Raw genomic sequence first — 19,758 nt, forward strand, 5'->3', positions numbered from 1 at the left:
TTAGCGAAGAGCTTGTTATATTTGAACTAGCAAACGACCTAACCGTGGAAAGTATCAGTGTTTTTGATATGCTAAAGATTGGCGTAGGGCCTTCCAGCTCCCATACTTTGGGGCCTTGGCGCGCTGCTGAACAATGGCTATCTGAATTAAGAGAGAAAGGGCTTTTTGATTCCGTAGAGGAAGTGACTGTGGTATTATATGGCTCCCTGTCACTTACCGGGAAAGGACATGCCACGGATACAGCAGTCATGATGGGTCTGTTGGGAAAAGACCCTGAGATGGTCCCCACCGATACCATTCCAAACCTGATTTCATCCATCACACAACAAAAAGAACTTTTGCTGGCTGGAAGCCATATCATTCCTTTTGATGTGGAACAAAATATCATTTTTAAAAGGGAGTTTTTACCATTTCATGCCAACGGCATCCAATTTTTGGCGACGCTTAAAAATGGTACAACCAGTATGGAAACTTTTTATTCTATTGGCGGGGGTTTTGTCATAAAAGAAGGTCAAGGTTCCAAGGATAAGGAAGCTGTTTTTTTATGTTTTCCACATCCCATTACTACTGGGGATGAATTGCTTAAATTTTGTAAGGACTGGGAAAAACCCATTTCTGAAATTGTTCTCCAAAATGAACTTTATCTGCGCAGTGATGATGAAATTGACAAAGGATTACAACGTATTTGGGACACCATGTTACAATGCATGTTTGAAGGCTGCCATACACAGGGAACTTTACCTGGTGGATTAAACGTTCGTCGCAGGGCCTTTGAAATGCATGAGAAGTTAAAAGGAAATCTTCTCTATCCCAACGCCCATGAATGGTTGAAAGTCATTCGAAAAACTGAGGTGAAATTTCGGGAGATTTTGAAGTGGGTTAGCTGCTTTGCACTTGCAGTTAACGAGGTGAATGCCTCTTTGGGGCGGGTAGTAACGGCTCCAACCAATGGCAGTGCTGGGGTAATTCCTGCTGTTTTGATGTATTATATGGTCATAGAAAACCACAAAGCGGATTTTGAGCATGTGAAAAAATTCTTGTTGGTGGCTGGTGAAATCGGCAGCATTTTTAAAAAGGGTGCCACGATTTCCGCGGCAATGGGTGGCTGTCAGGCCGAAATTGGGGTGTCATCTGCTATGGCCGCAGGCGCTTTGTGTGAATTATTGGGCGGAACACCACAACAAGTATTGGTAGCCGCAGAGATTGCCATGGAACATCACCTGGGATTGACCTGTGACCCCATTGGCGGATTGGTACAAGTGCCATGCATTGAAAGAAATTCCATGGGAGCCATTAAGGCTATCAATGCAGCTGAACTTGCCTTGGAAACCAATCCTGAGGAAGTCAAAGTTCCGTTGGACAAAGTAGTGAACACCATGTGGGAAACCGCCAAGGATATGAACAGTAAATACAAGGAAACTTCTGAAGGCGGATTGGCGATTGGGGTTAACCTTAGTGATTGCTAATCCAGTGACTTGTAAGAACTGTTCCACATAAAATAGGTAAGATTAAACGCTATTGTCTAATCCTCTGATTTTTATTACCTTAGAAGAGATATTTAGCAATCTAACAAGTCAGGTTTTTAGATTGACCACCCTCCCCCAGAAATACAGTGTATCCCCTTTCTGAACACAAAACAGCACATCATGAAAACAAAATTCACTTGGGTCATATTGGCAATAGCGCTATTGGCCACCGTCCATTATTTTACAAAAAATGACACCCAGGAAGCGCCTGCAAACCTTCAAAAAGCATCATTTAGTTTTATTAAATGTACTCCCACGACCTATCTCCTTGATGTAGTGGATTCCACACAACAAATCGCCCCCTTATTTGAAAATTTAGGCGATTTGAGCTACAAGATCACTACCAAAAACGAGGAAGCCCAGACATTTTTTAATCAGGGTTTAAGACTTACCTATGCGTTTAACCATGCAGAAGCCCATAGATCTTTTATGGAGGCTTCACGTTTAGATCCATCTTCAGCGATGACCTTTTGGGGCCAGGCCTATGCATTGGGACCCAATATCAATGACCCATTGCCTCCGGATGAGCGAAAGGTAAAAACAAATGAAGCTCTAGCTATGGCCAAAAAGCTAAGCGCTAATGCTACGGATAAGGAAAAAGCCTTAATCAATGCATTAACTGCACGATATAGCGAGGATCTCACTAAAGATGTTGCAGAATTAAACATTGCCTATATGAACGCCATGGCCAAAGTGTTGGAAACTTATCCGGAAGATGCAGAGGTTCAGGTACTTTATGCAGCTTCGGTTATGAATACAGTACCTTGGAACTATTGGGATGAAAACGGAAATCCATCACCAAACATCTTACAAGCAAAGGCCGCTCTTAAGGAAGCCATCAGAATCAACCCCAATAACCCCGGTGCACATCATTACTATATCCACATGGTTGAACTCCCCAAACCTGATTTGGGTGTAGCAAGTGCGGACAGATTGGGCAAGCTCATGCCAGGTGCTGGCCATCTGGTTCATATGCCAAGCCATATTTATATTCGAGTAGGCCGTTATATGGATGCGGTGACCTCCAATCAGAATGCAATTTTGGCGGATGAGGACTATATTTCACAGTGTTATTCCCAAGGTTTATATCCTTTAGCATACTACCCTCACAATATTCACTTTCTTTGGTCGTCCTCAAGTTTGTTGGGCAATAGTGACATTGCTATTGATGCTGCAAAGAAAACCGCCGAAAAAGTCCCAGAAGGTGAGTTGATATCCATGCCTTTTCTACAAGATTTTGCTTCTACGCCCTTGTTAGCGTATACAAGGTTTGGCAAATGGAATGAGATTTTGACCATTCCTGCCCCAAATAAGGATATAAAACATCTGAATCTTATGCGACATTATGCTCGTGGCATGGCCTTTATCAGAAAAGGCAACAAAAAGGAAGCACAAGAAGAATTAAATGCCATTAAAACACTGAGGGATGACCCAGAGCTAGAAAATTTAGTTGCCACACCATTCAATCCATCCATCAACTCTGCCAATATCGCGCATGAGGTTATAGCCGGGGAGTTGGCTGCTTTAAATGGCGATATTCCAAAAGCAATTGAACACCTGAAAAAAGCTGTGGAATTTGAAGATGCCCTTACCTATACGGAACCTGCCGCTTGGCATATTCCAACGAGGCAAAACCTTGGAGCCATTTTAATGGATGCCAAAAAGTACGAAGCTGCAGAAAAAATATATAAAGAAGATTTAGAAGTGCTACGTCAAAATGGATGGTCCCTGATGGGGTTGCACAATAGTTTAAAAGCACAGGGAAAGACCGAGGAAGCAAGAAGAATCAAAGAAGAGTTTGATAAAGCCTGGGCGCATTCTGACCTAGAAATCAAAACTTCCGTACTTTAAAAAGTACACCATGTTCATTAAACGAAAAAAGCAGTTTAAAGTACTTATCGTATTTATAACCTTAAGTGCTTTGGCTGCTTTTTATGTAACCCGGAGTTTAAAATCGGAGCTGCCTGTGCTGGGACCCAAAGATTTTAACCCTGATTTAGTAGACGCACATCTCCAAAATAAAGAAGTACCCCATGTTGTGGACGATTTCAACTTAGTGAACCAAAAAGGAGAGATTGTGACACAGATGGATTATCAAGACAAAATCTATGTTGCTGATTTCTTCTTTACCCGTTGCCCCAGTATTTGTCCAATTATGGCCAACAATATGGGCAAACTCCAAGAAACCTTTATCGACTATGAAGATGTCATGCTTTTATCAGTGTCTGTTACGCCAGAAATGGACAATGTTCCTGTGTTAAAGGAATACGCCGAAAGACAAGGAGCTATCTATACTAAATGGAACATTACAACCGGCGATAAAAGGCACATCTACAATTTGGCACGTAAAAGTTATTTTGCAGCCGTTGATGAGGGGGATGGCGGTTTACAAGATTTTATCCATACCCCAAATTTTGTGCTTGTCGATAAAAGGAAACAAATTAGAGGAGTTTATAACGGGACAGATGATGATGACATACTTCAATTAATTGATGACATCAAGAAGCTATCCGAATAAACCCAGGAACTAGGTTAGATTACACAATTATTCTTCCAAACAACCCGCCCTGCCTCGAGTGTCAATTAAATAGATAATTTTCCAATCACCATCAAAATTTACCATCTGAAAAGAGTTGATGCCGCAGTGGCTGAATTTTCCGTTTAACCAAAACTCATAGCCCACCCAGGCATTGGCCATGGTTCTATCCACTTGAACGGACCAAGAAGTAAGTTTCTCTTCAAATTGAATACTGTCTGGAATGCTGACAATGGACTGATACAATTTTTCAATAGGTGTGGTTTGAAACAAGGTTTTTCCCTCTTTATTCCTACCCGTTGTTTGCAACACAACATTGTCTGCCATAAAACTTTTCATGGCAACAGAGTCTTGTTTGTGAAAAGCTTCAAAAAAACCTTCAACCGTCTTCTGAACCAACATCTTTTCGTCCATTTGGGCATTCACGGAAATAAAAGCGAAGAGTCCTAATAAAATACTAGTGATAAGTCTCATCTTGTTCATTTTTTGATTAGCTTCCAAATTAAACAAATCTGTTTACATTTAGGCTTACAAAACGAAAAGAATGTCTGTCGCAAAAAAAGAATATAAGAGAGTTACGGTAAAATCCTTGGTGGAAATGAAGCAGAATGGAGAGAAGATATCCATGCTCACTTCGTACGATTATTCCATGGCCAAAATTGTGGATGCAGCCCAAGTTGATGTGATTTTGGTTGGAGACTCCGCCAGTAATGTCATTGCAGGACATGAGACTACGCTTCCTATCACCTTAGACCAAATGATATATCATGCCAGTTCGGTGGTTAGGGCCGCAAAACGAGCTTTGGTTATCGTTGACATTCCTTTCGGGAGCTATCAAAGTGATTCCAAAGAGGCTTTGCGTTCGGCAATTCGTATCATGAAAGAAAGTGGTGCGCATGCCGTAAAAGTCGAAGGAGGCTCTGAAATTAAACAATCCGTTACTCGCATTCTTGAAGCAGGAATTCCTGTCATAGGACATTTAGGTCTTACTCCGCAATCCATCTACAAATTTGGCACCTATACTGTTCGTGCCAAAGAAGAAAGAGAAGCTGAAAAACTGAAAGAAGACGCTAAAATGTTAGAGGAATTAGGCTGTTTTGGTATAGTTCTGGAAAAGATTCCTGCAGCTTTGGCTAAAGAGGTTGCGGAAAGCGTATCGATTCCTATCATTGGAATTGGGGCAGGAAATGGTGTTGATGGACAGGTGCTTGTTGTTCATGACCTTTTGGGTATGACCCATGAATTCAATCCACGTTTTTTACGCAGATATATGAACCTGTATGAAGATATGAGCTCGGCAATATCGGAATATGTCGCCGATGTGAAAAGTAAGGATTTCCCTAATGAAAATGAGCAATATTAGATTTTTGGATTCTTAGCTTTTGGATTACTTTCATATTTACTGAAGTATCCATAAAACCGTTGGTTTTCCCAAATCAATCAATTTAACCATATGCATAGATTTAAAGATTTAGAAATCTGGAAAATGAGTAGAATTTTTTGTTCTGACATTTACAAGATTACTTCTTCCTTCCCGGAAACCGAAAAATTCGGGATAACAAGTCAATTGAGAAGAGCTTCGGTCTCTGTTCCTTCAAATATTGCGGAAGGGTGTTCGAGAAAATCCAACAAGGATTTTTCTAGGTTCCTGGAAATAGCTATTGGTTCTCTGTATGAACTGGAAACACAGCTGACAATTTCCAATGATCTAGGTTTTTTGGATGACGAAGAGTTGATTCCATTGGAAGAAAAATTAAGTGCCATTATCAAAATGACATCAAAACTCAAATCAACATTGAAGTGACAGGTTCAAGCTTCCAGAAATCTAACAGACCAAAAATCCAATGGTCCAACCCATCCAACCTACAAGTGCTCTTTGAAGACAATCATCTCATAGTTGTCAACAAAAGACCTGGTGATATCGTCCAAGGTGATAAAACTGGAGATGTCCCACTTAGTGAAGTGGTCAAGGAATATCTTAAAATTAAATATGATAAGCCTGGAAATGTTTTTTTGGGAGTGGTCCATCGCCTAGATAGGCCTACATCCGGTATTGTGGTTTTTGCTAAAACTTCCAAAGCGCTTCCCAGATTGAATGCCTTATTTTCCCAAGGAAAAACGAAAAAAACCTATTGGGCCATGGTAAAAGGTGTTCCAAAGAAAACATCCGATACCTTGACCCATTGGCTTGTTCGAAATCCAAAACAGAATAAATCTTATGCCAATACGAAGGAAGTTGCCCATTCTAAAAAAGCCATTCTTGGCTACAACGTATTGCAAACGTTGGATAACTATTCTCTTTTGGAAATCGATTTAAAAACGGGAAGACAACATCAGATACGCGCTCAATTGGCAGCCATTGATTGCCATATCAAAGGGGATTTAAAATACGGTGCGGAAAGAAGTAACCCAAACGGGAGTATTCACCTACATGCCAGGAGTTTGGAGTTTGAACATCCCGTAAAAAAGGAACCGCTCAAGTTTATCGCGGTACCACCTAAGGATTCTCTATGGAAACTCGTGTCCTAGCGTGAAGCTACCAAAGCTTTCTCCCGAATGATTTCACCTACAGGCCGGTTTTCCAAGTGACTTTCCAACCATGATAAAATATCGAGATACAAGAAAGCTCGTTTTTCATAAGGATGATTTTCATACTTCTTCAACTCATTGTAAAGCTTTTGAAACTCATTCTGTAACTCGCTGGGGTAAATATCACCAAGATTTCGAAGAAATTTTATCATCTCCCGTTGAACGGCCTGCAAGTCGTTCATTTTCAAAAGAAACTTGTACGTACTTTTTAATTGTACCTCCAAATGATAATCCATGCCTGCCTCATAATGTGCAACCAAACTCAATACACGGGCAAAACACATAAGGTCTTCCCGCATTTTTAGGTTTTTGTTCGAGATTATCCGCTTCAAGTAGAGAATACAGTTCTTATGGTCTGAATTTCCAAAATACAAACAGGCTATTTTGTAGTACAACAGCATGACATGGTGTTCATCAATGCGGGCTCTATGTTTTTTGATTCCGTATTCGATAATATTCACCAAGTATAACCCTCTACTAAATGTCCCCTCAAGAAAATGAAGATTCAATTTGTTGGAGTTGATATATAAAAAAGAAAGGGAGGCGATGTTGTCATTTTGAGGGAATTTGGGATGATTCACCTGTGCTTCCAGCCGTTCTAAAGTATCCTTAAATTGGGTGCTATACTTCACAAAAAACAAGGCTTCCAGCAGGTAATGATTTCCTTTGAGAAAGAAAACAGGATTTAAGGATATCATATCCTCATTTTCGTAAAACAAATCCACCCATTTGCTGGCATATCGATAGGCAGACAAGAAATCCTGGGTCAACAGGCTATACCAAAGGTACGCCTTATAGAGCCATAGCTTCTCTCGAAACCCCAAATCTTCGAGTCGATAGGATGGTAAATGCGAGTCAAAATAGTCCTTTACACTTCTTAGGTCTTCGTCATTTCGAACGTAGCCCACTTTCAACATCATTCCGTATAGTTGTAGGGACAGATTGGACAACTTGCTGGTCATTACATTCTGCTCTGACAATTCTTTCGCCTGAACCGCTAATTCATCTGCCCTATCCGGAATACTTCTCGTGATGTACTGTGTTTCGATGATTTTTTCAAGCTCTACAATTTCATAGGCCACATTCTTCTCTTCATTCTCGATAGCGAAGTTTTTGGCCTTGTCCAAAATCTTTAAACTTTGCTTATAAAGCCCTTTTTGGTACAGAATGGTTGCAAAATCCAGTTGTTCCCGAATCTGCACCCGTATATTCTGATTCACAGGGTTCAAACGTAGGCTAACCAAAATCTGTTTGTATAGATGTGCTTTTAAGTTTGAAAGCTGGGCCTTTTTTACGATTCCACTCTCTAAAATCTGTTTTTCGTTGTACATGCGCATTCTATCCAATAGATTGAAAAGTGCCAAAAACTTAGCATCCGCATTCACTCCCAATCTACCCACATACAGCTTGAATTGTCTTTTTTCCGATTTGGACAAAGACTTTATAAGTACGAAAAGTGTATCCCTATGGGCATTTGTCATCGTAAAAAGATGAATTTAATATTCTGATTATCAGAACTTTAATTTATTTAAAAAGCAATTTAACGTTGTAATGGTATTCTATGCATTTCTTTACCAGCAAACTCCTACTATATCTTCGTAATACGAGTTAAAAACCGACTATACGAATGGCTAAAGATAAGGTACAAATTTTTGACACGACATTGCGGGATGGTGAGCAAGTCCCAGGTTGTAAACTTGACACCAAACAAAAGCTTGTTATCGCCGAACGCTTAGACGAACTAGGGGTTGATATTATAGAAGCAGGTTTTCCAATATCAAGTCCTGGAGACTTTCAGTCCGTGCACGAGATTGCCAAGCTTGTAAAGAACGCCACGGTATGTGGCCTTACTAGGGCGGTCAAGAAAGATATTGAAGTAGCGGCTGATGCAATAAAAATTGCAAAAAGACCTAGAATCCATACAGGGATTGGAACTTCGGATTCGCATATTAAATTCAAATTCAATTCAACGAGGGAAAAAATAATCGAACGTGCTGTTGAGGCGGTTTCTTATGCCAAATCCTTTGTTGAAGATGTCGAATTTTATGCCGAAGACGCCGGTAGAACAGATAATGACTATTTAGCCCAAGTTTGTGAGGCGGTTATCAAAGCCGGAGCTACGGTACTAAACATTCCGGATACTACGGGCTATTGTCTTCCTGAGGAGTATGGTGCTAAAATGAAGTACCTCAAAGAAAATGTAAAAGGAATTGATAAGGCCATCCTCTCTTGTCATTGTCACAACGACTTGGGATTAGCAACGGCCAATTCTATCTCGGGAGTAATCAATGGAGCTAGACAAATCGAGTGTACCATAAATGGTATTGGTGAGAGAGCTGGAAACACTTCTTTGGAAGAAGTGGTCATGATTCTCCGTCAACACCCTTATTTAGATTTGGATACCGATATCAACAGTCAACTGTTATATGATACGAGTCAGATGGTCTCCCAAAAAATGGGAATGCCCGTTCAACCGAACAAGGCCATTGTGGGTTCCAATGCTTTTGCACATAGTTCAGGAATTCACCAAGATGGGGTTATCAAGCAACGGGAAACTTATGAAATCATCGACCCTAAAGATGTTGGGGTTAGTCAGTCATCCATCGTTTTGACAGCTCGAAGCGGAAGGGCTGCATTGGCCTATAGAGCTAAAAACGTAGGGTACGAATTGACCAAGTTGCAGTTGGATGTGGTGTACGATAACTTTTTGAAGTTCGCTGATAGACAAAAAGAGATTTTTGATGAGGACATACATAAGATTATTGAAACCAGCGATATTCGTATCGCAGATATTGCATAAACCTGTTCTCCCAGATTTAACCGACCCACTTAACCGAAAATAGTACTCGAATATGAAGTTAAACATTGCCCTATTGCCGGGAGATGGAATCGGACCTGAAGTTTTGTCCCAAGCAGTTAAATGTCTGCAAGCCGTGGAAGAAACTTTTAATCATCAATTTATTTATAGAGAAGCTGCTGTAGGTGCATTTGCTATAGAACGTCATGGAACTCCCCTTCCAGAGCAGACCCTAACACTTTGTCAGAAATCCGATGCTATTTTATTCGGAGCTATTGGTGACCCAAAATATGATAATAACCCCGAAGCCAAAATACGTCCGGAACAAGGTCTCTTGGAACTTAGAAAGGCGTTGGGACTATTTGCCAACATTAGACCGGTAAAGGCATTTTCTTCTTTGTTGGACAAATCTCCGTTGAAGAAGGAAATAATTGAAAACACAGATTTCATCATTTACAGGGAATTAACCGGAGGTATATACTTTGGAGAGAAGAAAACGAATGAAAAGGGAACAGTTTCCTCAGACCTTTGTGAATACTCTGAAGAGGAAATAAGCAGAATTGCGCATCTAGCCTTTAAAGCTGCCAAAAATAGGGATGGCAAATTAACTTTGGTTGATAAAGCCAACGTACTCGAATCTTCAAGACTTTGGAGAAAAGTAGTCTCCAAAATAGGCGAAAGCTACCCTGAAGTAAAACTGGACTTTTTGTTTGTGGATAATGCGGCCATGCAATTGATTTTGAATCCTAAGCAATTTGATGTTATTCTAACTGAAAATATGTTCGGTGATATCCTTTCGGATGAAGCGAGTGTAATCGGTGGTTCTATTGGTCTTTTAGCATCAGCTTCCGTGGGTGAGGAAAATGCGCTATTTGAGCCTATCCATGGGTCATTTCCGCAAGCCAAGGGAATGGATATTGCCAATCCCATTGCTTCCATATTGTCAGCAGCCATGCTTTTGGAACATCACAATCTTTTTGAAGAGGCCATGGCGGTAAGAGAGGCTGTGGATAAGGCACTAAAAAAAGGTGTGGTAACCAAGGATTTGAACGAAAAAAGTCCCTATGGGACCCATCAGGTTGGCGATTTTATCGCAGACAATATTGTGGACAGTGATGATTCCTTTATTATGAACGATGAAAACATTGATTTGGGGAAATCTACCATTATATAGCAGATACCTCCTGGGTTAACTCCTTAATCGTCTTCTCAAACTCCTGAATATACTCCTCGTACTTCGTTCCCGTAGCCGGTCCATTAAACCCAGTATGAATTTTTTTAACCTCCCCTTCCCTATCTATAAAAATCGTTGTGGGATAAGATAGTACATGATTCAGCATGGGTAATTTTTCGTTGGCCAATTGTTTGTTGGAAGTACCGTATTGGGCCAACAAAATGGGATACGGTATGCCTATTCTATCTTTTAGTCGATTGATACTTCTCCAAGCACTTTCTTCAGTCTTGGCATATTCAAAGGCCAATCCCACAAACTCAATTTCCAAATCAGGGTTTTGGTTTAAATAGTTCACATAGAATTTAGTTTCATCCAAGCAATTGGGACACCATGAGCCCATAATTTGAACCACAACAGGCTTGTTTTCAAAATGGGCATCCTTCAAACTTACCTTCGACCCTTGACCATCGGGAAAAGAAAAATCAAAAGTGTCATACCCTTCCTTTAAATACGTAAGACTATTGGCATCAGGGAGCTCAAAAGCTTCATTTCGCTTGGCGACAAATTTCTCCTTGGAGTGATTACCGGAATAGAACACACCTTCCAAGGAATCCTTATCGATTTTAGCTGTGAATAAAAATACATGGGCCCCGTCAAATGTTGATAATTTTAGAGAATCCCCATCTACCACTCCCTCTAAATACCTGTAATCTCCAGTAGTGGTTCTGAATGTCCCTTCTATTTTACTCCCCTGCTGTACAAACAATCCTTTGGCGGCATACTCATCTGGGGTTTCTGGTTCAAAATAGGTTTCCCAAACCCCCGAAATGTTTTCAACAGGTTCCTCTTCAATGGAAAACCTTTCCCTTTTTCCGTAAAATGCCTCAAATGGCACTACCCTTTCCAAGCTTTCCTTTATAAAACTGCCTGTTATCTCATTTTCGGTAAAAACACCGGCAATGTATCCCTCAAAAACAGGCATTTGAATATAAATACTATCCTGGGAAAGGGAAATTTCGTCCACAACAACCACCTCGTCTGCATTGTACATCTCCAACTTATATTGGTCTTCATCTTGCTTGAATAACGTAAAGTTGAAGGGCAGTTCTACATTTTCGTCCACCTCCATCATGGCCCACCAATCGCCTTCGGTCAATGTCACCCTTTTTTCCTCTTTTTTACAGGAGAAAACTAGAAACATTATGACCCATAAAGTAAGAACAACTCTCTTCATAATAACTGGAATTTCCTTAAGTATCGAAAATACTTCAGAAAACTTACATTACAGGTGCCTGCGGCATAATTATTTACATTGAATGTCTTTACCTATTGTTTTATCTTTGTCCACTTTAAATTTGGGGTATGAAGATTTCTTACAACTGGTTAAAGCAATTTTTGAGCATTGATTGGACTGCAGAAAAAACCGGAGAGCTTTTAACAGACCTAGGTCTGGAAGTTGAGGGCATTTCAGATTTTGAGTCCATAAAGGGAGGGCTAAATGGTGTGGTTGTAGGAGAAGTACTCAGTTGTATTCAACATCCAAATGCTGACCGTTTGAAAGTTACTTCAGTGGATATTGGTTTAGATGACCCTGTTCAGATTGTATGTGGTGCCCCAAATGTAGACGCAGGTCAGAAAGTCCCAGTAGCCACTATTGGAACCACCCTGTATACCCCAGAGGGTGAAGCATGGCAAATTAAAAAAGGGAAGATTCGTGGTGAAGAAAGCCACGGTATGATTTGTGCCGAGGATGAATTAGGCTTAGGAAGCAGTCACGACGGAATTATGGTTCTTAGTGATTCGCTTACGCCAGGAACCCCTTGTAGTGAGGTTTTTGAGGTAGAACATGACCAGGTCTTTGAAATCGGACTTACCCCAAACCGTGCAGATGCCATGAGTCATTTCGGGGTGGCTCGTGACCTAAAAGCAGGACTTGAGCAAAAAGAAATTAGCAAAGGACTCCTCACTCCTTCCACCAGTAATTTTTCCATCGATAATCGTTCTTTAAGGATAGACGTAGAGGTTGAGGACAATGATTTAGCACCAAGATATTGCGGGGTAACTATCAATAATCTCATTGTTCAGGAATCTCCGGATTGGTTGAAAAACCGATTGAATGCCATAGGGCTTTCTCCAATAAACAATGTGGTAGATGCCACGAACTATGTGTTGCATGAATTGGGTCAACCGCTTCATGCTTTTGATGCTATAAAAGTCAAAGGCGGAAAAATTAAGGTTAAACGTCTGCCAATGGGCACTAAATTTGTGACCCTTGATGGCGTAGAGCGCGAGCTGCATGAGGAAGATTTAATGATTTGCGACAACGAAAAGCCCATGTGTATCGCAGGTGTTTTTGGCGGTATCCACTCCGGAGTTACTGAAGATACCACCTCCATTTTCCTGGAAAGCGCCTATTTTGACCCCATATCCATTCGAAAAACAGCTAAACGTCACGGACTAAATACGGACGCCAGTTTCCGCTTTGAACGAGGAATTGATATTGAGTTGACCGAATACGCTTTAAAAAGAGCTGCTATATTGATAAGGGAAATCGCCGGAGGAGAGATTAGCTCCGATGTGGTCGACCTTTATCCCAAAAAACCCAAAGAAAGACAAGTATTTTTGACCTTTGACAAAATCAATTCGCTTATTGGGCAGGAAATCCCGAGGGATACCATTAAATCCATTTTATCCTCCCTGGAAATCAAGGTGAATAATGTAACGGAATCCGGATTGGGCCTTACCATTCCTTTTTATCGTGTGGATGTGGAGCGGGAAGTGGATGTTATTGAGGAAATCTTAAGGGTCTATGGCTATAATAACATTGACTTTAAACAAAAGCTGAACGCTTCGATTGCGGTTACTTCCAAATTGGAAAGTCATACCATTCAAGATGTTATTGGAAATATGTTGGCTTCCCAAGGGTTCTATGAAATAATGACCAACAGTCTGGTTTCCAAGGAAAGTTTGGAGCATTTGTCCGCTATCGGCAAACCTGTTGATATGGTAAATCCGTTGAGTATGGATCTTTCCGTAATGAGAACATCCATGCTCCCTTCGGGATTGGAGACTATTGCCCATAATCTCAATCGACAACAAAATCGTCTCAAACTTTTTGAATTTGGAACTACTTATCACAAGGTTGGTGATTCCTATCAAGAAATTCCGCACTTGGCTTTGTTCCTAACAGGTAATCGCTCCCAAGAAAATTGGTCTGTGGATAGCAAATCATCTGATTTCTTCTTTTTAAAAGGTATGGTCGATTCCATATTGAGTAGATTGGGTCTTGATGAAGTTAACGTAAAACCTTTGGAAGAAAACACGATTTTTTCTGAAGGTCTTACTTGTAGCATCAATGGAAAGTCCTTATGTAGCTATGGTCTTGTGAATAAGACGGTGACGAAGAGGATGGATGTGAAATCAGATGTTTTATTTGCTGATTTCAATTGGGCTACTATTTTGGAGCTTTTGAAGGAAGAAGAAATAGCTTATCGAGATATCCCAAAGTTTCCAGAAGTTACCCGGGATTTTGCCCTGTTATTGGATGAAGGCACTAGCTTCCAGCAAGTGTATGATATTGCTTGGCTAACAGAGAAAAAACTGCTTAAAGATGTTAATCTATTCGATGTATACGTGGGCAAAGGTCTTGGAAAGGGAAAAAAGTCCTATGCGGTTAGCTTTACATTGCAAGACACGAACAAAACCCTTACAGATAAGCAGATAGATAAGATTATGAAGAAGTTGCAGGCCAACTACGAGACCAAACTTGGGGCTGCTTTGCGTTAAGCTACATTTGGGTTGGAGCAATCACACTATCAATTTCATGCACAACACCATTTTGCTGACTTACATCAGCCTGAACTATGCGGGCGGTGTTACCAAGCGGGTCGGTGAGTACAATATCATACCCATCCATATGAGCTTGTAATTTTTTACCTTGTATTGTGGTGAAAGAGGCTTTTCCATTACCGCGGCACATAGCTTTCAAAATTCTGGAAGCAGTTAATTTTCCCGCTACAATATGATAGCCCAATAGAGACTTTAATTTGCTCTTGTCACTATCATTCATAAGTTCCTCCAACTTATCCGAAGAAAAACGCTGAAAAGCTGCATTGGAAGGTGCAAAAACGGTAAAAGGTCCGGATTTTTCTAGAATATCATCGATATTGGTGGCTTTAACTGCTGCCATCAACATAGTATGATTCTCAGAAGAATGAATTATCGTAGACTTTTGGGCAGCTGCAGTAAAAGAAAAAAGCGTAAGCAATAACAAGTAGGCAATCTTTGGGGTTTTCATTTAAAAAGTGTGCTTTGGGGCGATTGGGGTTACAACTATTTATTTGAATTATACGACTAAATGCATAAATCATCGGTAAGATACATTTTTTTTCCAACACACCTTTGAAATTGCAAACATTACTATCATTTTAACAAAATGTTAACATTTTAATTTGAAATCGCCCTTGACCTTGACACCTCCCAATGGTTAACTTTGAGTAATTGCTAAGAAGAATAAAATGATATTTCAGAACACCAACATTGAGCGAGTTCTTTCCCAGCTTAAGAACAAGGAACAATCGGAACAGCGTATTTTGGAAGAAGTACGCCACATTTTGGATTCCACAGTACTTCCAGAAGAAAAAATAAGTAAAGAGCTTAACAGTCGTAAAGGAGCCGAAAGCAATGAATTTGTTTTTGACTTATTGGAAACCGGTCGCATCTATCACATTGAACAAATCAAGGAGATTTGTATCGACTATCGATTAAGGTTCTTGGATTCCAAATATTTCAAGGGTCAAATACCCCAAACAGCTTTTGACAAAATAAAGACATTGGAAGCCGAACATGGTATTGATATCAGAGGTTTTAAAATCATGGCTCCCTCTAAGCTTTTCAAATTGGAAGATAAGGATGACCCGCTTTTGTTTGCCCCTATCGGCAATGGATATTTCTATTTAATCCACAAATGGGGCAACGACCTAAACCCATTCAGAAAAGCGCTAGTATGGCCTTTTAAAAGTATTGTGAATTTGACTCTTTTTACCTTGGTGATAAGTTACTTTGCGACCCTTTTGGTTCCCAATGGACTTTTTTCCAAGAATGATTCCGTTACTGAATTTTGGATTATTTACTTTTTTATGTTCAAGTGTATTGCCTCTGTAGTAATCTTTTACGGATTTGCAATGGGCAAAAACTTTAATCCCGCTATTTGGAACAGCAAGTATTTTAACGCCTAATTCTAGACTGCCGCCATTTCATACATTTTTTCACGCTGGGCTTTGATGTTTTTGTCGGACATATACTCATCAAAGCTTAGGTAACGGTCAATAGCACCTTTGGGGGTAATCTCAATGATTCTATTGGCAACCGTTTGCACGAATTCGTGGTCATGGGTTGTTAAGAGCACTGTTCCTTTGAAATTTTTAAGGGAGTTATTGAATGCTGTAATACTTTCCAAATCCAAGTGATTGGTAGGCTCATCCAGCATCAGAACATTGGCACGCAAAAGCATCATGCGGCTTAGCATACATCTTACTTTCTCCCCTCCAGATAAAACGGTACTTTTCTTCAACGCTTCCTCACCACTAAAAAGCATCTTACCCAAAAAGCCTCGGACGTAGACCTCTTCCCTTTCTTCTTCTGTCTTGGTCCATTGTCTCAACCAATCCACCAAATTGATGTCTTCTTCAAAATATTCAGAATTATCCGCCGGCAAATAGGATTGAGTGGTGGTTACTCCCCACTGATACGTTCCACTATCTGCTTTGGTTTTCCCCGAAACAATATTGTAAAACGCAGAGGTAGCCCTAGAGTCTTTGGAAATGATAGCTACTTTATCACCCTTAGCCAAGTTGATATTGACACCCTGGAACAAAATGTCGCCATCATCCGAAGTAGCGGATAATTTCTCTACATTCAAGATTTGGTCACCAGCCTCTCGCTCACGTTCAAAAATGATTGCTGGATATCTTCTGCTGGATGGCTTAATTTCGTCAATCTTAAGCTTATCCAACATCTTCTTTCTGGAAGTGGCCTGCTTACTCTTGGCCACGTTCGCACTAAATCGTTGAATGAATTCTTGAAGCTCTTTGGCTTTCTCTTCCGCCTTTTTATTTTGTTGGGCCCTTTGTCTGGCCGCTAGCTGACTACTTTGATACCAAAAGGTGTAGTTTCCAGAATACACATTAATCTTTCCAAAGTCTATATCCGCAATGCTAGTGCATACTGCATCCAAAAAGTGCCTATCGTGAGATACCACAATTACTGTATTATCGTAGTTGGCCAAAAAATTCTCCAACCATTGAATGGTCTCATAATCCAAATCGTTGGTAGGCTCATCCATAATCAATACATCTGGGTTTCCAAATAAAGCTTGGGCCAATAGCACACGAACCTTCATTTTGGAATCCATATCTCCCATCTGGGTATAGTGCAATTCCTCTGGAATTCCCAAATTGGACAAAAGCGCCGCTGCATCGCTATCCGCATTCCACCCATTCATCTCTTCGAACTGTACTTGCAGTTCCCCTATCTTTTCTGCATTTTCATCGGTATAGTCAGCGTACAAGGCATCTATTTGGGTTTTGATATCGAACAGGGGTTTATTCCCCATGACTACCGTTTCCAAAACTTGATGCCCGTCATGGGCATTGTGGTTCTGTTCCAAAATGGACATCCTTTTACCAGGCTCCAAATGAACATGACCTGAGGTTGGGTCTATCTTTCCTGATAGTACTTTAAGAAAGGTCGACTTACCCGCGCCATTGGCTCCAATAATCCCATAACAATTGCCTTCCGTAAAGGCCACATTTACCTCATCAAACAATACGCGCTTTCCAAATTGGACCGATAAATTGGATACTGATAACATCGCTTAAAATTTTTGGCAAAAATAGATAAAAGCAATACGTATTTGCAATAGAAAATGTGATATTTAAAAATCACAAAAGCAGGGTTTTACAACATTTAACTAGCCATTAACAAGGCGGTCGTCAGGTATGTTTAAATTTGTAGGTCGAAAATGATGGAGATTTTTGTATGACTAGACTTTTACTCGGCCTCACTATATTATCGGTAATAGCCTGCTCCGATGGAGCTAAAGAGTGTCCTTCCGTAATTCTTAGCGGAGAGATTGTCAATCCCACCAGTGAATTTGTTGTCCTGTACAAGGATGATATAGTTATTGATTCTGCAAAGCTCAATGACGAAGACCAATTTTCCTTTAATCTTCAGGGAATAGAAGAAGGACTCTACCACTTTGACCACAGTCCAGAATTACAGTATGTGTACCTGCAGGAAGGGGATAGCATGCTCATTCGATTGAATACCATCGAATTTGATGAGTCCTTGGTTTTTTCTGGTCAAGGTTCTGAAATCAACAACTTTCTTGTAGAAATGTTCTTGGCCCATGAAGATGAGGAAATGATGGTATACAGTTTCTACAAATTACCCCCTGAAGAATTTAGTCATAAAATTGATTCGTTAAGAGCTCAAAAAATCCTACACTTAGAAGACCTGATAAAAGAAAATGATTTATCAGAACAAGTGTATTCTATGGCGAAGGCGTCCATCGACTACAGTAGCTATCTCTACAAAGAAAAATATCCTTTCTATCACAAGAAAAAAACAGGGGAAGAGCTTATACTTACCCTAAATGATTCTTTTTATGGTTATCGAAAAAGTCTAAATCTGAATGACCATACCCTTACCTACTTTAGACCCTATTTTGATTTTATGAAGCACCACTTCGGAAATCTTGCTTATGTGTCTTGCATGAAAGATTGCATAACGGATGGGGATTTTGTAGAAAGCCATCTTCATTTTAATAAGCATATCCTTTACTTGGTGGATAGCTTGGTTCAAGAGCCACAAATACGAAATAATCTTTTCCGTAATGTAGCTATGGACTATTTGTTAAAGGAGCACAATACCAATGATGAATGCAAAATTTTCATAGAAAAGTTCAAGAAGCTCTCCACCAACGAAGAGCATAAGGAAGAAATTGCATATTTGTATCAGGGCATTCAAAGTCTACAACCTAATGAGAGTCTTCCAAATTTGGAGGTCTGGAATGCGAATAACGAAAAAGTGCATTTAAAGGAAATCAGTAAAAACAAAAAAACGGTCTTTTATTTTTGGACCACCACACAAAAGAGGCACTTTAAACAGGTAATGAAACGTGTGGCCAAATTAGAGGAAAAACATCCAGACCATAATTTTGTAGGCATAAGCCTGAGAACCTCCCCGCAACAATGGCAACAGACACTTGAGGAATTCAGCTTGGACAAAAGCAAGCAATTCCGAGGGGACGATTTTGAACAGGTACAAACCGCAATGATCGTGGACGGACTCAATAAATGTGTCATAGCAAAAGACACACTTATTGTCGATGCCTTTGCCAATCTTTACTACTCCTTTTAAATAAAAAACCCTGAATAAAATTCAGGGTCAATTACTCAAAAAATAGTTTGTTTATCTAGGAATTTCCTTTCTTATAATCTGCCAAGAATTTTTCAAGGCCAATATCAGTTAAAGGATGTTTCAATAAGCCTTCTATAGCCGATAAGGGTCCAGTCATTACATCCGAACCTAATTTGGCGCAATCTATGACATGCATAGTATGACGAACGGAGGCAGCCAAAATTTGGGTTTCAAAACCGTAGTTGTCATATATCATACGAATCTCCCCGATTAGGTTCAATCCATCTGTGGAAATATCATCCAATCTTCCAATAAATGGAGAAACATACGTAGCTCCTGCTTTTGCAGCCAACAAGGCTTGTCCAGGAGAAAACACCAACGTACAATTGGTTTTAATTCCCTTATCCGAAAAGTATTTCAAAGCCTTTACCCCGTCCTTAATCATGGGTACCTTAACTACAATCTGCTCATGTAGTGCGGCAAGCTCCTCCCCTTCCTTCACCATTCCATCAAAATCTGTAGAGACCACTTCCGCAGAAACATCCCCATCCACAATGGAACAGATGTCTACGTAATGTTTCAGTATATTTTCTTTTCCCGTAATCCCTTCCTTGGCCATAAGCGAAGGGTTGGTGGTTACCCCGTCCAAAACTCCGAGTTGTTGTGCTTCTCTAATTTGGTCCAGGTTGGCCGTATCAATAAAAAATTTCATACG

At 40.2% G+C, this 19,758-nt stretch carries 17 protein-coding genes; 11 read left to right on the forward strand and 6 right to left on the reverse strand.

Going from position 1 to position 19,758, the window contains the following annotated elements:
* Window positions 1-44: 44 nt before the first annotated feature.
* From ACSLUF_RS09715 to ACSLUF_RS09725, 3 genes are all read left to right on the forward strand, one after another.
* Window positions 45-1,466 (forward strand): L-serine ammonia-lyase, encoded by a 1,422-nt coding sequence (locus ACSLUF_RS09715; protein WP_435622587.1) that lies wholly within the window; start codon window positions 45-47, stop codon window positions 1,464-1,466.
* A 180-nt stretch (window positions 1,467-1,646) separates the two neighbouring features.
* Window positions 1,647-3,377, forward strand: coding sequence for a hypothetical protein (locus tag ACSLUF_RS09720; RefSeq protein ID WP_435622588.1), 1,731 nt, complete (start codon window positions 1,647-1,649; stop codon window positions 3,375-3,377).
* A gap of 10 nt (window positions 3,378-3,387) precedes the next feature.
* Entirely contained in the window at window positions 3,388-4,044 is a 657-nt protein-coding gene (locus tag ACSLUF_RS09725; RefSeq protein WP_435622589.1) for an SCO family protein, read from the forward strand.
* A 27-nt stretch (window positions 4,045-4,071) separates the two neighbouring features.
* Here the strand turns inward: ACSLUF_RS09725 and ACSLUF_RS09730 are convergent, their stop codons facing one another.
* Window positions 4,072-4,536, reverse strand: a complete 465-nt coding sequence (locus ACSLUF_RS09730; RefSeq protein WP_435622590.1) for a nuclear transport factor 2 family protein — start codon at window positions 4,534-4,536, stop codon at window positions 4,072-4,074.
* A 70-nt stretch (window positions 4,537-4,606) separates the two neighbouring features.
* Between ACSLUF_RS09730 and panB the strand changes: the two genes are divergently transcribed.
* From panB to ACSLUF_RS09745, 3 genes are all read left to right on the forward strand, one after another.
* Complete coding sequence (panB, locus tag ACSLUF_RS09735) at window positions 4,607-5,425, forward strand: 3-methyl-2-oxobutanoate hydroxymethyltransferase (protein ID WP_435622591.1); 819 nt, start codon at window positions 4,607-4,609, stop codon at window positions 5,423-5,425.
* Window positions 5,426-5,548: 123 nt separating this feature from the next.
* Complete coding sequence (locus tag ACSLUF_RS09740; protein ID WP_435622592.1) at window positions 5,549-5,866, forward strand: four helix bundle protein; 318 nt, start codon at window positions 5,549-5,551, stop codon at window positions 5,864-5,866.
* Window positions 5,863-6,591 (forward strand): RluA family pseudouridine synthase, encoded by a 729-nt coding sequence (locus ACSLUF_RS09745; RefSeq protein WP_435622593.1) that lies wholly within the window; start codon window positions 5,863-5,865, stop codon window positions 6,589-6,591. Before ACSLUF_RS09740 ends, ACSLUF_RS09745 begins: the two co-directional genes overlap by 4 nt.
* On the opposite strand, the gene ACSLUF_RS09750 is transcribed toward ACSLUF_RS09745, so the two are convergent.
* Entirely contained in the window at window positions 6,588-8,132 is a 1,545-nt protein-coding gene (locus ACSLUF_RS09750) for a hypothetical protein (RefSeq protein WP_435622594.1), read from the reverse strand. The two genes, ACSLUF_RS09745 and ACSLUF_RS09750, sit on opposite strands and share 4 nt — an antisense overlap.
* A gap of 146 nt (window positions 8,133-8,278) precedes the next feature.
* Here ACSLUF_RS09750 and ACSLUF_RS09755 point away from each other — a divergent pair, with 146 nt between their 5' ends.
* Both ACSLUF_RS09755 and leuB read left to right on the forward strand, forming a co-directional pair.
* Window positions 8,279-9,451: a 2-isopropylmalate synthase gene (locus tag ACSLUF_RS09755; protein WP_435622595.1), complete on the forward strand. Its 1,173-nt coding sequence runs from the start codon at window positions 8,279-8,281 to the stop codon at window positions 9,449-9,451.
* 52 nt (window positions 9,452-9,503) lie between these two features.
* The gene (gene leuB / locus ACSLUF_RS09760) at window positions 9,504-10,622 is read left to right on the forward strand and encodes a 3-isopropylmalate dehydrogenase (RefSeq protein ID WP_435622596.1); all 1,119 of its coding nucleotides are present in this window, start codon (window positions 9,504-9,506) and stop codon (window positions 10,620-10,622) included.
* Here the strand turns inward: leuB and ACSLUF_RS09765 are convergent.
* Window positions 10,615-11,856 (reverse strand): peroxiredoxin family protein, encoded by a 1,242-nt coding sequence (locus tag ACSLUF_RS09765; RefSeq protein ID WP_435622597.1) that lies wholly within the window; start codon window positions 11,854-11,856, stop codon window positions 10,615-10,617. The genes leuB and ACSLUF_RS09765 overlap by 8 nt on opposite strands.
* A 128-nt stretch (window positions 11,857-11,984) precedes the next feature.
* On the opposite strand from ACSLUF_RS09765, the gene pheT reads away from it, so the two are divergent.
* Entirely contained in the window at window positions 11,985-14,408 is a 2,424-nt protein-coding gene (gene pheT / locus ACSLUF_RS09770) for a phenylalanine--tRNA ligase subunit beta (RefSeq protein WP_435622598.1), read from the forward strand.
* A 1-nt stretch (window position 14,409) separates the two neighbouring features.
* Here pheT and ACSLUF_RS09775 read toward each other — a convergent pair whose 3' ends face one another.
* Window positions 14,410-14,919 (reverse strand): fasciclin domain-containing protein, encoded by a 510-nt coding sequence (locus ACSLUF_RS09775; protein WP_435622599.1) that lies wholly within the window; start codon window positions 14,917-14,919, stop codon window positions 14,410-14,412.
* 220 nt (window positions 14,920-15,139) lie between these two features.
* Here ACSLUF_RS09775 and ACSLUF_RS09780 point away from each other — a divergent pair, with 220 nt between their 5' ends.
* Entirely contained in the window at window positions 15,140-15,859 is a 720-nt protein-coding gene (locus tag ACSLUF_RS09780; RefSeq protein WP_435622600.1) for a hypothetical protein, read from the forward strand.
* A 2-nt stretch (window positions 15,860-15,861) separates the two neighbouring features.
* Here ACSLUF_RS09780 and ACSLUF_RS09785 read toward each other — a convergent pair whose 3' ends face one another.
* On the reverse strand, window positions 15,862-17,493 hold the full coding sequence (locus ACSLUF_RS09785) for an ABC-F family ATP-binding cassette domain-containing protein (RefSeq protein ID WP_435622601.1): 1,632 nt from the start codon (window positions 17,491-17,493) through the stop codon (window positions 15,862-15,864).
* 167 nt (window positions 17,494-17,660) lie between these two features.
* Between ACSLUF_RS09785 and ACSLUF_RS09790 the strand changes: the two genes are divergently transcribed.
* Complete coding sequence (locus ACSLUF_RS09790; RefSeq protein ID WP_435622602.1) at window positions 17,661-19,043, forward strand: TlpA family protein disulfide reductase; 1,383 nt, start codon at window positions 17,661-17,663, stop codon at window positions 19,041-19,043.
* A gap of 55 nt (window positions 19,044-19,098) precedes the next feature.
* On the opposite strand, the gene fsa is transcribed toward ACSLUF_RS09790, so the two are convergent.
* Window positions 19,099-19,755 (reverse strand): fructose-6-phosphate aldolase, encoded by a 657-nt coding sequence (gene fsa / locus ACSLUF_RS09795; RefSeq protein WP_435622603.1) that lies wholly within the window; start codon window positions 19,753-19,755, stop codon window positions 19,099-19,101.
* Between the last annotated feature and the right edge of the window lie 3 nt (window positions 19,756-19,758).

It is taken from the genome of Flagellimonas sp. (assembly GCF_965601775.1).
GTDB lineage: Bacteria > Bacteroidota > Bacteroidia > Flavobacteriales > Flavobacteriaceae > Flagellimonas.